The sequence below is a fragment of the Candidatus Dependentiae bacterium genome, assembly GCA_026389065.1.
GTDB lineage: Bacteria > Babelota > Babeliae > Babelales > Chromulinivoraceae > JACPFN01.
The window spans coordinates 1-17,173 of record JAPLIP010000009.1 but is presented as its reverse complement, the minus strand read 5'-3'; the positions used below and the strand labels follow the sequence as shown (position 1 = coordinate 17,173).

Here is a 17,173-nt window from a genome sequence, read left to right as displayed (position 1 = left end):
TGTCCAGGTCGATAGATAAGCCCATTTTTTTAACAATGGCACCAATTTTTTTAAAAGCCGCACTTAACATGTACAAGGTCCTTTCTTTTATTATTATCTCTCTATAATCAATTTAGCCTTTGCCTGCTTACATATTTCCAGGAATATCGCTGCCAATAATTTCATTGTTGCGAGTTGATTTTTCATATTTTTTGCCAAGTAACCATGAAGCAGTAAACCAAAGCAACATTAACGCTCCAAACACACCACCGTAAGCGGTATTTGCAAGAGATGTTCCCGCAGTGCAAAAATTAATAGAATTCGAAACTATACAACCAAAACCCTTAGAAAACTTAGTGCCAAAAGTATCGATCCACGCCTTAGCCTTAAACTTCATATCTTTGGTCGTCGGAATATACAGAGCTTCTCTTAATGGATGCGAAATAGAATAATTTACTGCAGCCATTCCAATAAATACATACATTATTGAGTCTGCGCTGTATGTCATTACAAAGAAAATTAAAAGAATTGAGACCAAGAAAGGAACCATAAATAGACATCTTCTAACGCCAAATCTTCTAAGCAAGAACTGCATACCAAAAAATGAAAGCAACATGCCATAAAAATGAGACTGAAACCTCTGCCAGAACATTGCGGCAGAAAGTCCAGCCATAGAAGTTGAAGCTTCTTGTAAAAGCCCAATTCGCTGAATCCCAATGACAACATTTAACGTTTCATAGCAAAACACTAAGCCAAAGATTCCTAAAACATACGGCGATTCAACTAAAAGCCTAATTCCAGAGAAAATAGACGTTTTTGATTCGCCCTCTTCTTTTTCTTTATCATGCTTCTTTTCAAGCTGATAAACAGCCTCGTACCCATGAAGATACTGACCAGGAACCACACGCATTAAAATAACCAGCAAAACTGGAACGCAAAGCAGCATTACAGAAACAACACCCATTAAAATCTGATGAGAAACCACATCATGATTGAGGCTTCCAAATCGACTCAAAATATTATCATGATCAAGAATATACCATGCAAACAGTGCTGCAGAGATACCACCAACCTTAGAACCTGCAACCATCAAAGGATAGCAATTTCGAGCCTCTTTGGGACTTGAAATTGAATTTGCAAAAGCCCAAAACACACTCACTACAAATGGCGAGTAACCTTCTAAGACAAAATAATAAATCCACCCAAAAAACCGATATGGGCTCGTTTGAGTGTTATAAAGACCAATTGTTTGATGACCAAGAAGCAAGGTGAAAACAGCCAAAACAACGCCGTAAAGCATGCAATAAAATGCTAGCAACTGGTAACGACGAAAAACATCAACAAGGCGAGAATAACCTAGCGCTGCAGGTATCAATAAAAATATGACCAAAAGCTTTGCTGTTGGAAGATAGCTTTTACCGACAATGCTGACAAAGATGGAATCTTTTAATTCTTTTGCAATGGTATAAGAACCCAAAACAAACGCAAAAGAAATGGTTAAGAGAATAAATTTTAATCGCTCGTGCCTGTTTAAACCTAAGTTAAACATACCCCCCAAGAAAGAAGCCATATCTGTATCCTTTAAATCCTACTGAACTCTAAAAAATTTCACTTTTGATCCACTACTAACTGATCCAATTTTTTATATTGAAGCCATTTTTTTACAACAAAAAAGGCCATTGAAGCTATAAAAGCATCAAAAGCCTTATGTAATTGTCCAAAAAGTGGCTCTACGAGATAACTCCCATAGCTGACAGAGCCTAAAAACCTTATCCATTAAACTACTCAAAAGCACCATAAGTCCTCTAAAAAATTGTTTTAAACAAAGATATTTTCGAATAATAATTACAGGCAGTATAACACGGTCAAAAAATTCTTACAAAGGTTTTACAGAAACAAAAAAAGATTTTAACTAAAAACCTCGATTTAAAGCTCACATAGGGCAAAACCACTAAAAACCCCTATCAAAAAGTGATTTACGAATCTTAAAAATCTTGGTATATTTATATAGATGTCTTTTTAAATAAATCAGCCAAGAAGCCTGAGGCTAGAGTCATTTTTTCATACATGAAAAACTATCTCTTTCATGCACCACGGCTGATCTTTATTAAAGCTCTCATAATGGATTGGTTACTCATAGCAAGGCTATTTTACATAGACTTTCTTAACACAATGGCTCTAAAAAGCCTACTCATAACATAGGAGTCAAAATATATGATCGAAGAACAAATAATAGCTGCAAAACCGGTTATTGCACCTGAAATCTTACATCAGCCCACTTCTGACAATATTTTGCCAATCCTTCCATTAAAAAATATAGTCGTTTTACCAACAAGCATTATCCCAATCATCGTGGGTAGAAAATCTTCTGTTCGAGCTGTTGAGCATGCACTTAAGCACAACAACAAGACAATTTTCATTACCGCGCAAAAAAATCCAGAAACTGAAAATCCAACCCAAGACGAAATGTACACTTACGGTACAAAATCAACAATTCTGCAAATGATGAAAATGCCTAACAACTCACTAAAGATTTTAGTTGAAGGCATTGTTAGAACAAAAATGATCGAAACGTTTGAAACTGAATCTTTTACTTCAGCTTTACTTCAAGATTGCTACACTTCATCGGCATCAGACGTTCGCATTGAAGCCGCTTGGAGAAATTTAAAAAGCACGTATCAAACATACTGCAAACTTAATCCAAAAATTCCCGCTGATTTAGTTGCTGCAGCTTTAACCATTGATGATAAAGAAGCGATCACAGATACGATTGCTGTTCATGCAAACATATCTTTTTTCGATCGCCAACAAATCCTTGAAACTATAAATCTTCAACAACGAATGACACTCGTTGCATCACTTTTAAAAAAAGAGATTGAAATACTACAAGCTGAAGATCGAATCAAAGGCAGAGTTCAGCACCAGGTTGAAAAGAACCAAAGAGAATATTACTTAACAGAACAAATTAAAGCTATCCATAAAGAACTTGGCAGAGATGATCATTCTGGTGAACTTGATAGCATGCATCATAAAATCAAGCTTTTGCGCCTTCCAAAAGACGCTCAAGAAAAAGCAGAAAAAGAACTTCATCGCCTCGAACAAATGCCAGCGATTTCTGCTGAATCTGCCATTAGCAAACATTATCTTGATTGGATACTTACTCTTCCTTGGCACAAAAAAAGCAAAGACAGTATCAGCCTTATTCAAGCAGAAAAATTTTTAAATAAAGAACATGCAGGGCTCAAAAAAGTCAAAGATCGAATCCTTGAGTTTGTAGCAGCTCAAAAATATGCTCTCGAGCTTAAAAAGTCGCCAACTATCTGCCTTGTCGGGCCTCCAGGAGTAGGTAAAACATCTCTTGCGGCATCAATTGCAAAAAGCCTTGGTCGAGAATTCACCAGGATTTCGCTAGGCGGCGTTAAAGACGAAGCTGAGATACGAGGGCACAGAAGAACATACATCGGCGCGCTACCGGGCAAAATTTTACATGCGATGCGCAAAACAAAAACAATCAACCCTGTAATTTTGCTCGACGAAATCGACAAACTGTCCCACGACAGCACAGGGGACCCTGCTGCAGCGCTTCTTGAGGTGTTAGATCCGGAACAAAACAAAACATTCATGGATCACTTCATAGACACTGAATATGATTTATCTAATGTAATGTTTATTGCAACTGCAAACTCATCTGACTCTATCCCGTACGCTTTGTATGACAGAATGGAAGTCATTAACCTTTCTGGATACACAGATGGTGAAAAACTAGCAATTGCACAAAACTTTCTATTTCCAAAAATGCTCAAAGAGCACAATTTAAATAAAACTCAGGTTAAAATAAGTACAGAAAATTTACTTTTAATGATCAATGAGTACACAAAAGAAGCCGGGGTAAGGCAACTTGAGCGTTTAATTGCAAAGCTAATGAGAAAATCTATCCAAGAGTTTCTGCACGATAAAAATCTAAAAAGCGTTACTATAACTTCTGAAAAAATAGTCGCATGGCTAGGACAAGAAAAATATAAAAAAACTGATCTTTGCAAAAACAAAGATGTGGTTGGACTAGCTACAGGACTTGCCTGGACAGAAATGGGCGGCGATGTTTTAGAAATTGAAGTAAGCTTGCTTCCTGGAAAAGGTGGATTGACATTAACTGGTCAACTTGGCGAAGTAATGCAAGAATCCGCACAAACAGCTTACAGCTACGTACGATCAATTGCTCCAAAAATTGGTGTGAAAAAATCAGAATTTTCAAACAATGACGTACACATACACTTTCCTGATGGCGCAACGCCCAAAGATGGTTCATCTGCTGGTATTGCTATAACTTGCGCGCTTGTTTCTGCGTTAACAAATATTCCATTCAAAAATTGTCTGGCTATGACTGGTGAAGTTTCCCTACGAGGTAGAGTTCTTGCAATCGGTGGGCTCAAAGAGAAACTCCTTGCCGCGCAACAATTCGGTATCACAACAGTCCTGCTTCCAAAGGCAAATGAATCAGATATTGAAGAGTTTAAAAACGATGTTACGAAACTCAATATTGTTTTTGTTGAGCAGATGGATATAGTATTACAACAGGCATTAGCTAAAAATCCATTCAACCGGAAAAAGATTTCTTTAAAAAAGAAATCAGCTAAGGCAAAAAAGACGGTAACAAAGAAGCAATAAACAAACATAATTATATACAAACCTTAAATACAAAGGGTCCTAATGAAAAAATTCCTACTTACAATCGTACTTGCAACAGTAGCTCTTCCTTTCATCGTTGGTTGCGGCAAAAAAGAAGAAGTTGTAGCTCCAGTTGAAATTTCAGAAGAAATGAACAACTCTGAAGAACTAGCACAAGCTGGATCAGAAGAAGCTTCTGACTCAAAAGAAAATTACGAAGCGTAAGCTATCTGGCGAAAGCCAAATTAGTTAAAACTTTAAAAGAAAAAGGCTCGTTTAAAACACGAGCCTTTTTTTTATTGCCTACAAAGAACTAAGAGCAATCTTGAAATGATCCATTATTAAAACGATAACCAACATAATTCCATAACTTGCAGCATTTGCCAGCAAGACAGCTTTTATTAAAGTTTTACGCTCAACTGATATGCCAAATCTACGAAATGCAATATATTCAACAAGCATTTTCACCGAAAAAACTACAAGAACTAAAGATAGAAGCATCCAAGTAAACTTTGATCCTAGCAACATTTTTTGCTCCAAAGAAAGAGGGGCCCCACCTTGAAACATTCCATCTTTGCCAAAATACAGCTCAAAGTTACTAAACAAAGCAATACCAAGCCCAATAAGTATTACCAGCATGTTGGCTAAGCAAGAGACTATGCGAGCAACTATCATACGTTTTGCGCAAGATTTATACACAACATGAGCAACCCTAGAAACAACTAAAGCCTCGAGCAGAATTGACAGCAAAAAAATAATAACTCCAAGCAGGCTGCTGAGCTTATTCATCGTCATCAAAGGCGCAATGCCTATAAAAACCCAACCTATCAGTGGCGTAGAAGATATTGATGCTGCTTGAGCAGACATTGGCAGCGCTAAGAAAGCTGATACCAAGCTCATTATATTTTTCTTGTTCACAAAAAACTCCTTTTTTTGAAAAGTTATGGCAATATTCTTTCTCATTACCAACCCGCCCAGATCAAAGTCAAGACTTCCAAGAAAAGAACGAAAAGCAACAAAACAAAACTTTTCATTTTTATTGCTTGTAGTAGAATACAATCAAATTAATAACGAGGCGCAATCAACAATTCAAAAAAGATTTTTATGAAAAAACTATTTATTCTTATGGCTATCATTTGCATAAGCACACAAATACACCCGAGTCCTAAAACTAGAATTGGTTTATGCATAGCAAGCGCATCAACAGCCTACATTATTAAAAATCAGGATTTGCCTGACGATCAAAAAGAAAAAATATCAACCGCAATAAAAAAAGCAAAGCACAACACATGCAACGCCATATGCCAACTGTGCGAAACTAACTTTTTTTGTGCTGCTGTAGAATCACATCAGCGAATTTACGGCAAATAAAAAATTTCTGACCACTCTTTTTTTATCAAAAATCCCTGCTCTCAAGCAGGGATTTTTGTTGTGCGACTAATTAACTTATTATAATTTTTAGAAAAAACCTTTTAAAATATCGTCAATTTGAGTATCAACCGAAACATCATTAAAGACTTTAATAATTATTCCTTTTTTGTTTATCAAAAAAGTCCTACGCTTGCTATGAAATAATCCAACCGTTCCATATTTGCTTGAAATATCTCTTTTAATTCTCGTGTCACTTACCAAAGGAAATGGCAAATTAAGTTTTTTTATAAACCTTTTGTGCGAGGCAGGAGCATCACAGCTCACCCCAACAACCATAATTCCATTTTCCTGCAAACGATTAAATCCATTTTTAAAGCTTTCTGCCTGCTTTGAGCAAGTTGGCGTACTGTCAAATGGATAAAAATACAAAACAATATCGGTTTTGCCGATATAATCACTTAAATTAAACGACTGAATCATTCCATCTGGAAAAACTGCTTGAGCCGTAAAATTTGGCGCTGGCTTTCCAACTAATTTTGGTTTACGAGCCTGAAGAAAATTTGAAAATATAAGACATACTAAAAAAACAAACCCGTGCTTGAAATTCACTTCCTACTCCTTTTTTTAATTTTTATTGTGTATCACATTTTTTACATGGCTAAGTGCTTTTTGCAACACTTGATCTTGGTTATCAATAGACGAACTTAAAATAAAAGCACCTTTTGGAATAACAAGAGGATCAATAGATCTTTGCATGTCCATTAAATCCCTAGACTTAATAACCTCTAAAGCATTATCAAAAGAAAAATGATTTCCTCTTCTTTCTTGATCTTTTACAAACCGTCGCGCACGAACACTCGGATCAGCGTCGAGATAAAACTTTACTTGCGCATCAGGAAACATAGTTGATCCACAAGAGCGACCTTCAACGACAACGTCATGGTTTTTCATAAGTTTTATCTGAAAGTCTTTTATCGCACTTCTGGCAACATCACTTTGCGCAAGCAGAACAGCACCTCTTGCCATTTCAGGATCTTTTAAAAATTGAGTTATTTCATTAATCCAGTAAATTTTTGCCAGGCCAGACTCATATCGATATTGAAAAACGCCACTTTCAAAGCATGCTTGAATGTCTTGAGGCAAAGGATTTTCAAGCATTGTTTCATCATATGAATAAAAGTTTTTAAGCACGTAAGCCAAGCCGCGATACAAATAACCACTATTTAAACAAAAAAAATTCAACTGATTTGAAAGAGCAAGGGCTAAAGTGGATTTGCCGCTTCCGCTTGGCCCATCAATAGTAATAATCATAGTTTTTCCTTCATATTTGCCACATCGATTCCTTGCAATTCAACCGTGTATGAACCATTCCAATAATTATGCATAACCTGCCCTACAATATCAAATGGCTCGTCTGATTGATTGGTAAAAACTTCAATCAATTCAGGTCTATTAAAAAACATGACCGGCTTGATCACTCCATCTGCAAAAATCATACATTTTACATGAACCTCTTTTAAAACTTGAGGCTTTTTAACAAGAACTACACCTTTAATATAAAAATATGGCTGTGGATTTTCATGACCAAATGGCTCAAACAAGCGCAAATCCTTCATGAATTTTTCTGAAAAATCTGATAAGTTTGCACACGCATCAACCAATAACTTTTGCTTTAAATCAAACTCTGTAAGCTCCGCGGCAACCTTTTTTTCAAGTCGAGATTGCAACAATGGCAAATCTTGCACTTTGAGTGAAAGTCCTGCAGCATGTGAATGCCCACCAAATGAAATTAAAATATCTTTTGACTCACTGAGCGCATTAAAAATATTAAATTCTTTAATTGAACGGCAAGAACCCTTTGCTATACCATCTTTTGTAATATGAAATAAAAGTGTTGGTTTACCATACAGCCCAACCATACGAGAGGCAACAAGCCCAATGACACCCGCAGGCCAATTTGAACTCGAAGTCAAAACAATGTTTTTCGAAATATCAATTTTCTTTGTTTCTACTTGTTTTATAATGTCAGCGCTAATCGATCTTTCTACCTCTTTTCTGGAGTCATTAAGCTCAAGAAGAATTTTCCCAATTCTATCTACATCTCGAGTGTCGCTTCCGATGAGAAACTGAACCCCTTCGCGAGGATCATCTAATCGACCAAGTGCATTAATTTGAGGAGTTACAGAAAAACCAATGTCTGTAGAAAAAAGTTCAGGCTTTGTAAACTTACTATTTTCTTTTAAAACTTGCAGAGCATAGCTCTCATGCTTGTTGACATGCGAAAGACCATAACGCACCCAATATCTATTTTCACCCGTCAAGGGAACCACGTCAGCAACTGTTCCTAAAAGCAAAAGCTCAATAACCTTGCCAGGAATTTCCATATTTTTTTCACGATACAAAAGTGTAAGTATTTTAAAAGCAACACCAACTCCTGCAAAATGTTTATATGGATACTCACAATCATCTTGATGTGGATTAACTATTGTATACGCCTCTGGCACATGATCATGCGGCCTATGATGATCAGTGATAATTAAATCTACGCCAAGCTCTAGCGCTAATTTCGCTGGCTCAAAAGCAGTAATTCCATTATCAACGGTGATAATTACTTTGTAATTATTTTCAGCTGCTTTTTTTACAATTTTAGTAGATATTCCATATCCATCCTTGACTCTATTTGGCAAATAAAAATTAACCAAAGCGCCAAGAGGCAAAAGGCCCATCATCATTAAAGATGACGAGGTAATTCCATCCACATCATAGTCGCCAAAGATAAGTATTTTTTCTTTGTTTTCAATTGCTCTTAAAATGCGCTCTACTGCTCGAGTAGCACCTTTCATCAGAGCCGGATCACCGACATCCTTTTGCTCATCACTCAGTAAAAAATCTTCAATTTTTTTATTATCACAACAATCTCTTGCTACAAGAGTTCTGGCAAGAGGCATAGAAAGACAAAACTTTTGTGAAATCTCGATAGCTTTTTGCGTGTCTACCTCTGGAAGACCAAGAAGATATTTATAACCTTGAACAAAAGAATAATTCATGAAGCACCAGATTTAAACAAAGGTCAATTACACTATTAAAATATGATTTTAGTGTAACTCATCAACTACAAAGTTGCAAAGCTAAGAACAAAGAGCAGGATTTACTTAAAAATCCTGCTCTTTATCAATTTATTTACAAACTACTTATTTAGAAAAAGAAGTCTTTCTTTTTTTAGGCGCACTATCTCCATCAAACACAACTTTTTTAATCAACCTAATTTTCTTATCAGGTTTTTCAAGAGAAACGCCATATTTTTGCTCCGCTACTAATTTAAATATATTCTTTATTTCAGGAACTTGAGATTCAAAAGCAAGAGAAACATTGCCTGTCAGCTTAGCTATTTGCTCTGGGTTATATTTAAAATTCATAGTAAAGAACGGAGAACTCATCGATGTATCAATATCTCTTGTTGGAAAATAAATAATGGTAGATGCTTTTTTATTATATTTTTTTGCATCTCGAGGATCATTAAAAACAGTCATAGCTGACGCAAGAAGCTCGTCTGCTGTAACCTTAGACATATCAGGAACTACATCTATGCCTTTTAGCTTAAAGTAGCTTGTAGCAACTTTAAGATCCTTAGCATCTTGATTATTTGAATCAACGATAAATACAATATCGGGAGTCCGATCAGGCCTGTCAAACAAAAGTGGTAATGGGAAATTAAAATCACCACCAGCATCAAACATTCCAAGGGTTGATTCATTTTGTAAAACACTCGATTGCAAGCCTTGAGAATAATTTGAAAACTGAGCATGAACTTTTTCATGTCGAAAGCTACCAGCATCTTTGCCAAAAGCTTCATCCATAATAGCCTTAACCCATTTATCAACGGGTATTGTAATGCTTACACCCTGAACAGTAAACTCAACCTCTTTAAGTTTTTTTTCAATGAGTACATTAGGCGAAAGAGCTGCAAACGCAGAGCCATACATCCCTAAAAAGAATGCCATTGAATATTCTGGACAAATAGAACTCGTAACTAATTTACCACCTTGAAACTTTGAACCTACATACTGTACTGGAACATATCCAACTAAAGGGCTCCCAGCCTGTGATGGACTCATTTCAAACCATTCATACTTCCTAGCTTTTGGACTCTTTGACAAGCTGCTTTGATTTAATTCAAAGGTAGAAGAACAAAGGGGCCATGGAGTGATTCCATATTGAGCTTCTTTGCAAATTGAAGACCATGTCACATCAAGTCGTTTTTTTCCGGCCTTTTGCAATGCAAAACCTCCAATAAATGCTCCAAACACATCAACCACTGTTATTGGCTGATTAAAACCAAAGCGCATTGCAATATCTGATGAAAAACGAGCGTAATCATCTACAGATAAAAGCGGAGGTCCATAAAAACTTACCTTAGGGATTTCAATAAACATTGAATCATCATTCAAAGAAATCTCTAAGCTTTTTAACACTTGCTGAAATGATATTTCTAAATTTTTAGACAAATATCCTTTTAAGTACAAATAACACCAAGGAGCAATCATCCATGTAGAACCAGAAAGACCCGCCATATAAATAGATGCATCTAAAATCTTATGCTTGGCAGCAGATGCAAGCATTGCATGAGTAGCAAACATGGCACGAACCCCACCTCCGCCAAAACACCAAGATATTTTTAATGGCTGATCAATTCCAAACTCATTGCTTAAAGCTTTTTGAACTTTTGGCAAACGATTATTCAAAAAAGACATTTCCTCTTTTCCAAGACTTGTTTTTTCATGAACAAATACTGGCGACACAGGCGGAAGAGATGGATTTAAAACCCTTATCGAAGATTTCAACAATTCTAATGCACGATCTGTATTGTCACTTTCTAATTGAGCAAGACCTTGGTTATTTAACTTTTCAGGCAACTGATTTAACTGAGCAAGGCCTCCTCCCGTAAGCGGCTTAAGTAAATCTATTACTCCAGCGCCTACCTTGCCAAGCAGTTGCTCTGCAGCACCTTCTACCTGCTTTAATACTTCTTTTTTTACTTCCTTGTTAAATTCATTAGAAAATTCTGATACAAAATCTGACCCGAAATCCTTAACAGCTTGCCACCGCGAACGATTAAACTCTTTTTCATTTGCTGCCAACTGCTCTTCATAGTCTTTTTTAGCTTGAACATCAGACTCTTTTAAGGCCTGAGCAACCCGCTCTCCAATTCCGGCTTGATCATTTTTAGAAGTAATCGCAAGAATCAATGATCGAGCATGTAAAATAGCAAGACTTGTAATGCTATGGACCCCATGAAACAACAGTCTTTCATCTGGCGAAATATCACGAGGATCATCTGACTGCATATCATTTTCTTCTAAAAACAGATAATAATTAGCGTTTGCAGTCCGCTCGATAACACCCATAGATCCAACAAATCCCTTAAGACTATCTACCAGAAAGTCATTAAGCTCTTTAACCCTACTGGCTGAATAAGGGCCCATCTCTTTCAACTTTGTTGTGATTTGATCTGTAAACAGTTCCTGAGAGCTTAAAACATTGGTCCTAACATCATTATAAATAGACTCTATTTTCTCAGATCTAAGTTTGTTTAAATTCTGATCTACATCGCCATCAGGCTCAGATATCAAAAATAGTGGAAACAGTGACGCCAGAGCCACTATCAAGACAATATTACTACGATTTTTTTTCATACTTTTCCCTTTTATCTGGATTTTTTTAAAACTACGCAGATAAAACTACAAAAGATTTAATCAAAAATAAAGCTTGTAATTTTATCCTTTTTAATAGAAAAAAAAGCAGGCTTTGATATAGTTAAAATATAAGTAATTTTATAATTTAATAAGGAGCTTTTTATGTCAACAAGACAGAATTCTTTCACTTTAAAAGCAGTATTGTCTCTGTTTTTAACAGTATTTACAACTTTTAATACCTTCACAGACCTTTCAATTCAAGCACAACAAGAGTGCTACAAAGACAATCGCGATGGTTCAAAATACCTTGAATTTCTATTCATTGAACAACCAAAACACAAACTTGAAGCGGCTCTAAGCAAAGCACAAACAGCCTTACTTGTGGCAGGTATTTTAACTATCTTAAAAGAAAATATTTACAACTTTGTACAAGTTGATATCCGTGGCCTAGCTCCATTAAAAGAACCAAAATTTATAAAAGCTTTAATTGAAATGCCCATTGTTGATGAAAAAACTTGCTTAAAAACTGGCGCTGCAGCATTAATAGAAATTAAAAAACCAGACAGTGGTATCAGCATTCCAAATATGGTTGCTCAAGCTGCAATCAGCAAACTAGCGTATGATATTTATGCTGACTACATGAAAAAATCAATCAAAAAAGAAACCCTTGTTAACGTCTTGAAAAATCTTGATTCACACAAAGCACACATTCCTGCTGAATTAGTTCCTGCATTTAGTGAACTAGCGGAAAAATATAACGCAAACCCAGCATCTTTAACAGATAGCAATGTTGCTCAAATATTTGAAATAATCCAACATCTTTTAGAGCACACATTTGCAGCTCGTTACAAATCAGACACAAAATCACCTGATGTTCTTGGAACATTAAAAACATTTAGCGATCTTGGTAAAAACTTTAACAGCTAAAAATTAGATTAAATAAAAAAGAACCGGCTTAGAAATTTCTAAGCCGGTTCTTTTTTATTTAATGATAAAATTTATGCTTTTTTCTTCAGCGTAGGAAAGAGGATAACATCTTTAATCGACGTTGTTCCGGTTAGAAGCATAACCATACGATCAACTCCAATTCCAAAGCCAACTGTTGGAGGTAGTCCGTACTCAAGAGTTAATATAAAATCAGCATCGTAATTATGAGCTTCTGCATCGCCAGCTTTTTGAGCTTCTACTTGCCCATGAAAGCGCTGCGCTTGGTCAAACGGATCATTTAACTCATCAAATAAGTTTGCAAGCTCTAAGCCAGCTACAAAAAGTTCTGAGCGAGAAGCAAGATCTACATTTTTTGGATCACGTTTTGCAAGAGGTGAAACTTCGATAGGAAACCCTGTCACAAAAGTTGGCTGAATAAGCTCAGACTCAACGGTTTGTTCAAACAAAAGGTAAATCTTTTCTTGAAGATTCATGCCTGCTTTTGGCAATGCTATTTTTTTAGATTTTAAAAGAGCATCAATCGATGATTCATTTAAATCACTATCCGATAAATTATTATATTTTTTTACTGCGTCATGAAGAGAAATGCGAGTAAATGATTTGCCAAAATCAAGCTCATGCGCTCCAAATTGCACTTTGAGATCTGAGCCAATGCTGCTCACGACAAATTGCACTAACGACTCTATCAAGCTCATTGCATAATCAATATCTTGATGCGCGGTGTAACACTCAAGCATAGTAAATTCTGGATTGTGCTTTGTTGAAATACCTTCATTTCTAAAGTTTCTGTTAACTTCATAAACTCTATCAAGGCCACCGACAACGAGTCTTTTTAGATACAGCTCTGGCGCAATTCTTAAGTAAAAATCTTGTCCCAGCGCATTGTGATGAGTCACAAACGGACGAGCTGCAGCACCGCCAGCTATTGGATGAAGCATTGGGGTTTCAACTTCAAGATACTCAAATTTATTTAAAAACTCTCGAATAGCTTGAACAACGCGCGAACGCTTAATGAGTAAATTTTTGCTATCTTCGTTGCAGATTAAATCTAGATAACGTTGACGGTATCGAACTTCGACGTCAGTTAAACCATGAAATTTTTCTGGAAGAGGATGTAAGCATTTACTTTGCAAACTCCAGCTAGAAACTCTTAAAGAAATTTCGCCACGCTGAGTTTTAAAAGTAGTTCCCTGAACCCACAAAATATCACCAATGTCTACAAATTGTTCAAACTCTAAAAAAGCTTGAGTTCCAACCAAATCTTCTTTGATGTAAAGCTGAATCTTTCCAAGCTGATCTTGAATGTGTACAAAGGCAGCTTTTCCATGCAGACGCACAGTCATGACACGACCAACAAGCGTTTGAACGTTGCTGTCGCCTTCTACAAATGACTCTATGAGTTTTTTTGATGCAGAATTTGCATGTTTTAATGCTGGCCAAGGCTCTATGCCTTGCTCACGCATTTTTGTAACCTTTGAAACACGAACATCGTGCTCCTGCGAAGTATGACCTAGATAATCTTGTAATCCATCAATATGTTTTGAGTCCATGATTTTTAATTCCAAAATAAAGACAAATCGATTCTTATAATCTTTATCATACCTAAATCAAATTTTTTGACGAATTTACCAAGACCATAGACTTATTGTTGCTATAAATTATATCTTTTTTCATGTATTTAAAATAACCCTCAAAAGGAGTCCTAAAATGAACAAATCTAAAAACATGCTACTTTTGCTTACCATTGCTATAGCAACTCAAAACACAGAGCCAACAAAGCATAAGCACAACGAAGGCTTTGATCAGATGATTAAAGCTGGTGCTAAACTAAAATATAATCCTGAAAACATATCACAGCTAAAAAAAATCTTTGCAAACGATAACGATGCTGATCTGCAACGCTTTGTGATAGCTAACCCAAATTTTAATTGGAATTTGGCATATACAAATTTACCTTGGTCTGGAAACCCTGCAACGCCTTTAAACGCTGCAGCTTGGTTTGGCTCTAAAAAGTGCGTTTGGTACCTACTACTCGAGCAGCCAGGCAACTTTATGAAATCAATCAACACAAAAAGTGGTAGCGGGCATACATCTTTGGCATATGCATCCCACCCTCCAAAAAAACGTACTTTCCCATATCAAAAAAATGAAAACTTCAAAGCCATTGCCGCTAGCTTAAAATCTGTCGGCGCTAAAAAATAATTTCACAGAGTAAAAAATAAAGGGACTCTTTTATCCGGGTCCCTTTATCATGATTAAATTTTAAAACTGTAGTTTTCCATAAACTCCATCATACCCAGGCGTTACTAAGACATCACCAGCCCGAAGCCGCTCAACAGCGCTTGCAATTTCAAATGTTGATGCTTTTTCAATATCTTGAATGGGGGCGTCAAGCAGCACGAAAAACTCAGAACCAATATTTTTTAAAATATGATGGTACATTTTCTCCACTTTTTGACTTGTTTGGGACAGTCCCATCTGAGTGCTCAAAATATCTAAAAGAGGCACAACTCGATAACTTTTTCGAGCGTACATCTGCGCTTCTTTTAAACTTCGATTAGCCAATTGGCTAACACGATTTAAAACGCCAACAGTTACAGGCTTACCGCAAATCGCACAGATACCATTGCATGCTTTTGCTTGCTCAGGAGTTAGGTACGCATTGCAAGCCCTGTGACCATCGCCATAATATTTTCCACGCTCTGGAAAAAATTCTATTCCAGCAACTAACCCATTTTTATCGTTTGCGCGCAAAGCGTTCGCAATGCCTTCGTACGACAAAGCAGTATTCATTATATTTGCTTCGCGCCCCAAATTTTGGACACTATGGGCATCAGAATTAGAAAGTATCGCAAACCTATCAAGCTCACAAACCTGCGCACTCATAAGCATGCTTGCAGAAAGTCCTTTTTCGAGAGCATAAATATGATCGGTTAATTCCTCAAAGCATTCATACACAGAATCGAAGCCAGATTTTGAACCAAGAAGCCCATACCAAGGAGTCCAAATGTGCGCAGGAATAACCATGCAGTCTGGTGATGCTGTTAAAACAATTTTAACCAAATCTTTTACATCAAGGCCAAGAATTGGCCGACCATCAGAAATAATATTTCCAACCTTTGCCAGCTGCTTTGTGATACCTTCTACGGCCTCAAACGATGGAGCTAAAATAATAGAGTGAGTTCGATAGCAACGTCCATTTCGTTTAAAAACAGTGCTTATTTCGGCAGATAAAATAAATCTTTGCAGACCCTTACAAGAATCATAGACACTGGCATTAGCCAGTTGTTTAAACTCAGAACTCAGCTCAAACAAGCCAGACTCTGAGAGCACAAGCTGACTTTTGAGTTCTTTTTGCCAAATTGGGTGAGTAAAATCACCAGTACCCATCACGCCAATGCCCTTTAGTTGCCCCCATCTGCTGAGCGCAACTAAATCCATAAACTTTGACGTTGCATGAGAATACTTTGAATGTATGTGAAAATCAGCAATGTATTGCACTACTTTCCAATCACCATGCGATAACGCTGCTCAACAAATTCCCAATTAACCACATTCCACCAAGCGGCAATATAATCAGGTCTACGATTTTGATAATGCAAATAATATGCATGCTCCCATACATCAAGCCCCAACAAAGGAGTTGAGCCAATCATCAAAGTTGCGTCTTGATTTGCCGTAGAAATAATTTCCATATCGCCAGATTTATTTAAAACTAACCATGCCCACCCACTACCAAAGCGAGTTTTTGCTGCATTTTCAAATAATTCTTTAAAGGCTTGAAATGACCCGAATTTTTTCTGAATTTCTTGCATCAAATGTCCTTGAACCATCTGCGCATTTGGTTTCATCATTTCCCAAAAAAGCGAGTGATTAAAGTGCCCACCAGCATTGTTTCGCACCGTTGTTTTAATTGCCTCTGGAAGTAAATCAATGCCAACAATTAACTCATCCAAACTCATTTTTTGCAGTTCTGGGTGCGCAAAAAGCGCTTTGTTTAGATTATCAATGTAAGCTTGGTGATGCTTGGTAAGATGAATTTCCATAGTCTTTGCGTCGATGTATGGCTGCAAAGCATCATAGCTGTACGGCAATTGAGGAAGAGTAAACATATTTAAACCTTATCTTGTTTTAAAATAAACCAATTCTTGATCTTTTTTCATTAATAACTTCTCTCTAGCGATTTTTTCTTTTGAAAAATCACTGAGCCCTGCTTGCACATCTAATCTTAATTTTTCGATTTCTTCTTTTAGATTTTGAATGTCTTGAATAGTTTGCTTTTTTTTGTTTTTTAGGTCTACAAAAGAACTCAGGCCCTTTGGCCCAAAACAATACAACAATACAAACAAGGCAACTTCAAAAATTAAAAACATAATGATAAATCGACGTACCAAAAAAGTCATAGTCTCCTCCTAGATTACTTAAAACAACACAGCCAAAAGTCTTTTTATACACTGTAACAAAAGCCGGCAAGTTGACAATAAGAATCAAAAGAGTACCTTTAATATAAGATTAAT

Annotated in this window: 15 protein-coding genes; 5 read left to right on the top strand and 10 right to left on the bottom strand. The window is 36.4% G+C overall.

Annotated elements, in window-relative coordinates:
• Positions 1-127 precede the first annotated feature (127 nt).
• A complete protein-coding gene (locus tag NTU89_00275; protein ID MCX5922984.1) occupies positions 128-1,549 on the bottom strand; it encodes a hypothetical protein in 1,422 nt (473 codons plus the stop codon).
• A 644-nt stretch (positions 1,550-2,193) separates the two neighbouring features.
• On the opposite strand from NTU89_00275, the gene lon reads away from it, so the two are divergent.
• The gene (gene lon / locus NTU89_00270; GenBank protein MCX5922983.1) at positions 2,194-4,644 is read left to right on the top strand and encodes an endopeptidase La; all 2,451 of its coding nucleotides are present in this window, start codon (positions 2,194-2,196) and stop codon (positions 4,642-4,644) included.
• A gap of 42 nt (positions 4,645-4,686) precedes the next feature.
• Positions 4,687-4,869 (top strand): hypothetical protein, encoded by a 183-nt coding sequence (locus NTU89_00265; protein ID MCX5922982.1) that lies wholly within the window; start codon positions 4,687-4,689, stop codon positions 4,867-4,869.
• Positions 4,870-4,947: 78 nt separating this feature from the next.
• Here NTU89_00265 and NTU89_00260 read toward each other — a convergent pair whose 3' ends face one another.
• Positions 4,948-5,562, bottom strand: a complete 615-nt coding sequence (locus NTU89_00260) for a hypothetical protein (protein ID MCX5922981.1) — start codon at positions 5,560-5,562, stop codon at positions 4,948-4,950.
• A gap of 186 nt (positions 5,563-5,748) precedes the next feature.
• Between NTU89_00260 and NTU89_00255 the strand changes: the two genes are divergently transcribed.
• Positions 5,749-6,015, top strand: a complete 267-nt coding sequence (locus NTU89_00255) for a hypothetical protein (protein MCX5922980.1) — start codon at positions 5,749-5,751, stop codon at positions 6,013-6,015.
• Positions 6,016-6,102: 87 nt separating this feature from the next.
• Here NTU89_00255 and NTU89_00250 read toward each other — a convergent pair whose 3' ends face one another.
• The 4 genes from NTU89_00250 to NTU89_00235 form a co-directional block, all read right to left on the bottom strand.
• The gene (locus NTU89_00250; protein MCX5922979.1) at positions 6,103-6,624 is read right to left on the bottom strand and encodes a peroxiredoxin; all 522 of its coding nucleotides are present in this window, start codon (positions 6,622-6,624) and stop codon (positions 6,103-6,105) included.
• A 15-nt stretch (positions 6,625-6,639) separates the two neighbouring features.
• On the bottom strand, positions 6,640-7,326 hold the full coding sequence (gene cmk, locus NTU89_00245) for a (d)CMP kinase (GenBank protein MCX5922978.1): 687 nt from the start codon (positions 7,324-7,326) through the stop codon (positions 6,640-6,642).
• Entirely contained in the window at positions 7,323-9,062 is a 1,740-nt protein-coding gene (recJ, locus tag NTU89_00240; protein MCX5922977.1) for a single-stranded-DNA-specific exonuclease RecJ, read from the bottom strand. Before recJ ends, cmk begins: the two co-directional genes overlap by 4 nt.
• Before the next feature lie 144 nt (positions 9,063-9,206).
• Complete coding sequence (locus NTU89_00235; protein ID MCX5922976.1) at positions 9,207-11,708, bottom strand: hypothetical protein; 2,502 nt, start codon at positions 11,706-11,708, stop codon at positions 9,207-9,209.
• A 162-nt stretch (positions 11,709-11,870) separates the two neighbouring features.
• Here NTU89_00235 and NTU89_00230 point away from each other — a divergent pair, with 162 nt between their 5' ends.
• A complete protein-coding gene (locus NTU89_00230) occupies positions 11,871-12,635 on the top strand; it encodes a hypothetical protein (GenBank protein MCX5922975.1) in 765 nt (254 codons plus the stop codon).
• 71 nt (positions 12,636-12,706) lie between these two features.
• On the opposite strand, the gene lysS is transcribed toward NTU89_00230, so the two are convergent.
• Positions 12,707-14,206 (bottom strand): lysine--tRNA ligase, encoded by a 1,500-nt coding sequence (gene lysS / locus NTU89_00225; GenBank protein MCX5922974.1) that lies wholly within the window; start codon positions 14,204-14,206, stop codon positions 12,707-12,709.
• A 157-nt stretch (positions 14,207-14,363) separates the two neighbouring features.
• Here lysS and NTU89_00220 point away from each other — a divergent pair, with 157 nt between their 5' ends.
• A complete protein-coding gene (locus NTU89_00220; protein MCX5922973.1) occupies positions 14,364-14,858 on the top strand; it encodes a hypothetical protein in 495 nt (164 codons plus the stop codon).
• A gap of 60 nt (positions 14,859-14,918) precedes the next feature.
• Here NTU89_00220 and NTU89_00215 read toward each other — a convergent pair whose 3' ends face one another.
• From NTU89_00215 to NTU89_00205, 3 genes are read right to left on the bottom strand one after another with little or no spacing between them, the layout of a single operon-like run.
• Positions 14,919-16,157, bottom strand: coding sequence for an endonuclease Q family protein (locus NTU89_00215; protein MCX5922972.1), 1,239 nt, complete (start codon positions 16,155-16,157; stop codon positions 14,919-14,921).
• Positions 16,157-16,768: a superoxide dismutase gene (locus tag NTU89_00210; GenBank protein MCX5922971.1), complete on the bottom strand. Its 612-nt coding sequence runs from the start codon at positions 16,766-16,768 to the stop codon at positions 16,157-16,159. Before NTU89_00210 ends, NTU89_00215 begins: the two co-directional genes overlap by 1 nt.
• Before the next feature lie 9 nt (positions 16,769-16,777).
• On the bottom strand, positions 16,778-17,059 hold the full coding sequence (locus tag NTU89_00205) for a septum formation initiator family protein (GenBank protein MCX5922970.1): 282 nt from the start codon (positions 17,057-17,059) through the stop codon (positions 16,778-16,780).
• Between the last annotated feature and the right edge of the window lie 114 nt (positions 17,060-17,173).